Annotated in this window: 2 protein-coding genes and 1 pseudogene; all 3 read left to right on the top strand. The window is 59.5% G+C overall.

The annotated features are described in order from the left end of the window. Positions 1-93 precede the first annotated feature (93 nt). A pseudogene (locus ACVJO7_RS33790) lies at positions 94-303 on the top strand (transposase); the annotation flags it as partial. 104 nt (positions 304-407) lie between these two features. Further along, positions 408-1,217, top strand: a complete 810-nt coding sequence (locus tag ACVJO7_RS33785; RefSeq protein WP_491676339.1) for a tyrosine-type recombinase/integrase — start codon at positions 408-410, stop codon at positions 1,215-1,217. 448 nt (positions 1,218-1,665) lie between these two features. After that, positions 1,666-4,497: a CHAT domain-containing protein gene (locus ACVJO7_RS33780; protein WP_491676338.1), complete on the top strand. Its 2,832-nt coding sequence runs from the start codon at positions 1,666-1,668 to the stop codon at positions 4,495-4,497. Positions 4,498-4,822 lie beyond the last annotated feature (325 nt).

The following is a 4,822-nucleotide window of genomic DNA, read 5'->3' as shown; positions in this document are numbered from 1 at the left end:
CCCCGAACCTCGTGAACAGCCACGTCAGCGACACTGTTCACGAGGCAAACCAGCAGCTCACAGGCTCGATCAGTCCCCCGACTGAAGATAACGATGGAGTCCTTGAACGCCCGCTACCGCCGCGCGATCAAGGCCCGCGGGCACTTCCCCACCGAGCAGGCCGCCCTGAAGTGTCCCTACCTGGTCACCCGCTCGCTGGACCCGACCGGGAAGGGCCGCACGCGGTGGGCGATGCGCTGGAAGCCCGCCCTCAACACCTTCGCGATCACCTTCGCAGGACGTATCGTCCCCAGCGCCACCTGAACACCATCAACGCCAGTTACACCGTTGACCGGACAGACCCGTCACGGCGCACCATCGCGCTGCCGAGCCGTTGCATCGAGGTCCTGCGGGCCCAGCGCGCCAGGATGGATCGGCAGCGCGTCCGCGCCGGGGCACGCTGGCACGACCACGACCTCGTGTTCGCCTCCGAGACCGGGACCGGACTCGACGCGGCCAACGTGCGTCGCGGCTTCCGCCGGGTCCTCACCGCCGCCGGGATCGACGCGGCCGAATGGACACCGCGCGAGCTGCGGCACAGCTTCGTGTCGCTGCTCTCCGACAGCGGTATGACGGTCGACCAGATCGCTCGGCTCGTCGGCCATGCGGGCGGCAGCTCGGTCACCGAACTCGTCTACCGCAAGCAGATCCGGCCCGTGATCGACGACGGCGCCACGGCGATGAACGACCTGTTCCCCGAGGAACAGCGATGGACAGGCAGTTCGACAGGCAGCACACGCGAACACGACGAAACCCCTGGTCACATCCGGCTCGTTGAGCCTGTGACCAGGGGTTTTGACTGTGGGCGATACTGGGATCGAACCAGTGACCTCTTCGGTGTGAATGCGGCCCGGCTTGCGTTCCTCGTGCTAGCGAGCCCCGTACAACGCGTTGACCTGCCGGACTTCTGCTGGCTCGGTGCGGCCTCTACCCGGGGTACCTGCGAGGGATGTTCCCTCGATGTTCCTCGTGATCGTCGGGCCGGACGGCACGGCGTCTCCCCTGCCCACTCCCCTCCCTGCCCCGATACGAGGCCGCACGAGCATGGTTCGGGTGGTGTCCAGGGCCGCCGGCAGGCGGTCGCGGAGCGACGGTTCTGTGTGGGGCTAGGGGTCCCCGCGCAGGTTCGCCCTGGATGGCGCACGAACCATGTACGACAATCATGCCAGAGGGGCTAGCGGTTAATTGGAATTCTGCGGAAGCGGCGGCAGCCGCGCAATCTGAACGTAGATTGCGAAGCAGATTACAAGAATTGATGCGAGCCACGGGAAGTGGACACCCAACCCAGAGAACCAACTTCCCGTTGAATATACCCATATCAGATACGCAATGCAGGTCGAGACGAGCTGACTGCGCCTACGAACTTGACACACTCTCTTAGCAAAGAAATACACTGCAATAAGCCCCACGAACGACGCCAGCGCTAGTGCCCAGTTCAGCGCATCAGGACTTGCCGAAAGGCCACTCCGAATCAGGCCGTCAACTGCAATATACGCGCCAATAATCTCGATAGGCACTTGCTTCAATAGCCGAGCGAAGAAGTCATCAGCCTTCGGGGCAGCTTCCTTCTGGACCTCCCCATCGCCCCCACGACGCCGTCGGACCGGAGCAAGATCCGCATATGTTATGACGTTTCTGTCCACACCAGGCTCCCTTGTCCTACAGCACAACGAGATCTATCATATCTCTACTATGTCGCACAGAAAGCGGGGGATCGGCATGACCAATCCGGACCTGGAGGCTCAGATTCTCGATGCAGAGCTTCGCGGCGACCTCTGGCGCGAGCTAGACCTCCGCTCATCTTATGTTGCAGAACATCTGCGACAGGGAGGACTCTTGGAACGCGGACAAGCACGAGCCCTACTTCAGCATCTATTCAGAATTCGAGAGTTTGCCACTGAACCCGTTTGGCGATCTAACGTCTGCTTGGATATCTCTGCAGTATTTCATCGACGAGATCAAGGGGACCCCGCGAAGAATACTGAAAATGCCATTGTGTTCGCGATCGAAGCCAGAGACCTAGTAAGCGAGGTGGAACACCCGTTCCCCTACGCTCGAGCGTGTACTGCGCTCGCGACGCTCTACACCGAACAGACCACAGGAGACAATCACGAGAACCTGCGTAATGCAGAGCAGCTTCTTCGGACTGCCCTACCTCTTCGTCCACCGGGTACTACTGAGCGAGACTGGGCATACACAGCGAGCAACCTAGCGGAAACGCTCCATCAGCTGTCCGCCTACGAAGACGTCGAGACAGCCCGTGGAATGCTGACAGAAATCGTCGAGCTGTCATATGCAGCGTCCGCCGAGTTCGGCTCACTGCCCAGCACGGCCGCTTTCGCTCCACAGTGTCGCGTCAACGCCGGCCTAACAATGGCAGAACTCGCGTCTCGTTCGATCTCTCTTCGGCTAGGTCAAGCAGCCCAGGATTCTGGCGCACTAGAAGTTCTATCTCAAATGTTTGACGATCCCCGCAATGCCGGAGCGACATTTTCGCCTCCTCAGGCAGTGGAACTCGCATCCATCGCAAGAGTGAACCCCGCCGCTTTCGGCTACGACTCACCACCTCAGTGGGCAGTCGAGATCTTTATGGCAGAGGAGCCAGATGAAAGCGAACGCGAGCTGATTGAAACAGCGATCAGGATCGCAGACGAATCGTGCCACCACTCCCTCGATCCCGAGACAAGGGGCCGTGCACTTAAGCTTCGAGCGGAAGCAATGAGGCTATATCCGACCTTGCGACAAGAAGCCACCGAGTACTTTCAAAGATCCGCTGACGAGTTACAACTAGCGCACTGTCCTGAAGTTCTCATTACGGCTTCGCGTGACGCAGGGACAGGATGGTGTGAGATTGGTGAGTGGGAGAAGGCTGCGTCCGCCCTAAGCGTATCGGTAGCTTCGATAAACGAACTGTACTGGCGCCGGAGTTCCGCTCGCGATCGGAGTGACGACCTAGATCGACACCCCAAACTTGTCGAAATGCTCGCCTACAGCGAGGTCAAATGCGGCAGGCTAGAAGCGGCCGTTCTAACGCTAGAACGGGGACGTGCGCGGGCCCTTACAGAAGCTCTTACTTCTGCGGACCCTGACCTGGACGGGGATCTTGAACTTCGCGAGGCGGAGCGCCTAAGAGTCCTTGACTTGCTGTCAGATGCACAGTCAGGTGAAGCCTCCGCGAGAGATGCGATTACGCAAGTAATGCGAACCGCTCGCAACAGGGCAGGCGATCCCAGTCTGGGAATCTACGGATCGGCTAAAGATATCGCCGAGGCATCGAGATCCGATCGACCACTAGTCTATGTAGTTGGCGTACCGAGTGGAACGGCGTGCCTGTGCGTTGATCCCGATAATGACGATCTAGAAGTCCACCTGCTCAGTGACACCGAGATTGGAAGCGGATCGCTTGTAACTGTCCAGAATCTGTACGATGCCGAGAGGGGACGCTTTGAAGGTTTACTGAGCAGAGATAGCGAATCACTTGACAGGTCAGTGAGAAGAGCCGCGGATCTGCTTGGAAGCGCCTTCGTAATCGGACTATACGCGTACCTGCACAGTAGAAACGTCGATTCTGTTACAGTCGTTCCAACCGGCCTTATCGGATCGCTTCCGATCTCCGCTGCCATCGTAGGCCAGGATAGTTCAGGAAAAGATCTGCACCTCATTGATCAGTGCGCCGTCACTATTACGCCATCCGCGGCCGCATTCAATATCCTTGAGCGGCGAAGCAGGAGAAGCCGTGACCTTTTCGAGAGCTTTCTAGCGGTCGCTGATTGCGAACGAGATGACGCTACCAGGGCACTGCACCACGCAGAGGCTGAGGTTCGAACTATTGCTACACAGTTCAGAACAAGTGAGCTGCTAATCGGGGCCGACGCGCGGAGGCAAGCCGTCCTTGACAAGTCTCGCGATCGGACGGTCATCCACTTCGCTTGCCACGGATTCGCTGATACCGGAGCCGCGCTTGACTCTCACCTCGCACTGTCGGACGGCCCCCTCACAGCGGCTCAAATCTATCAGGGTGAGTATCCATTCGTAGCAAGATTAGTAGTACTTTCCGCGTGTGAGTCAGCGCAGTATGGAAGTGGCCTTTCAGACTCAAATCAGCTAGTTGGCCTGACATACTCGATACTGAGCGCTGGAGCAACTAGCGTCGTTGCCTCGCTCGCCCAAGTTGACGACGAAGCCACTTACGCGCTGATGGTCCGGTTCTATCAAGAACTCGCTAGTTCTTGGTGGCGGCCTGATGGACCGGCTCGAGCCCTCCGAGCGGCGCAACTATGGATGCGATCAGAATCACCACAGGAATCTGTGCGTGCACGACGGGAAAGCGCAAATGACCCAACGAACCCTGCAAGCCGCAGTCTCCTGGCGTGGATTTCGGGAACCAGCCGGACTAGAATGCGCAGAAGTCATTTTGATTTGAGCGACTGGGCCCAGTTTGCTGCATACGGCTTCTAACGCCCCCGCGATTGGCTCTGGCGGGCGGGCGCGCGCCGGTCGCCGGGCCGGAGGCGGAAGGCAGACGGCAGCGACGCCGCCCGTCCGGCCCGTCAGGGCCGGCTTGAAGACGTAAAGAAAGTCCTCACCGACTGAGCGGTGCCGGGGTGTCGGGTTCCGCTTGATGGGTGACACGCTGGCTCCAGTTGAGGGGTAACGCTCCGCTCCTGGTCTCTGCTGTGCACGACGGTCTGAAGCGCCCCGGGTTCAGTGGAGGCCGGGTTCTCCCGAGCGTTGCTTGTCTCGGGTCTGTCGGTGAGCGTAGTAGTTGTTCTCGTACTCGACC

Source organism: Pseudonocardia sp. DxW (assembly GCF_058448985.1).
The sequence above is the reverse complement of the archived record's forward strand: the minus strand, read 5'-3'. Positions and strand labels throughout refer to the sequence as shown.

What these genes read in the sequence shown, in the direction of transcription:
- ACVJO7_RS33785 (WP_491676339.1), top strand. Translation starts at nt 408, where the DNA reads ATGGATCGGCAGCGCGTCCGCGCCGGGGCACGCTGGCACGACCACGAC.
- ACVJO7_RS33780 (WP_491676338.1), top strand. Translation starts at nt 1,666, where the DNA reads ATGACGTTTCTGTCCACACCAGGCTCCCTTGTCCTACAGCACAACGAG.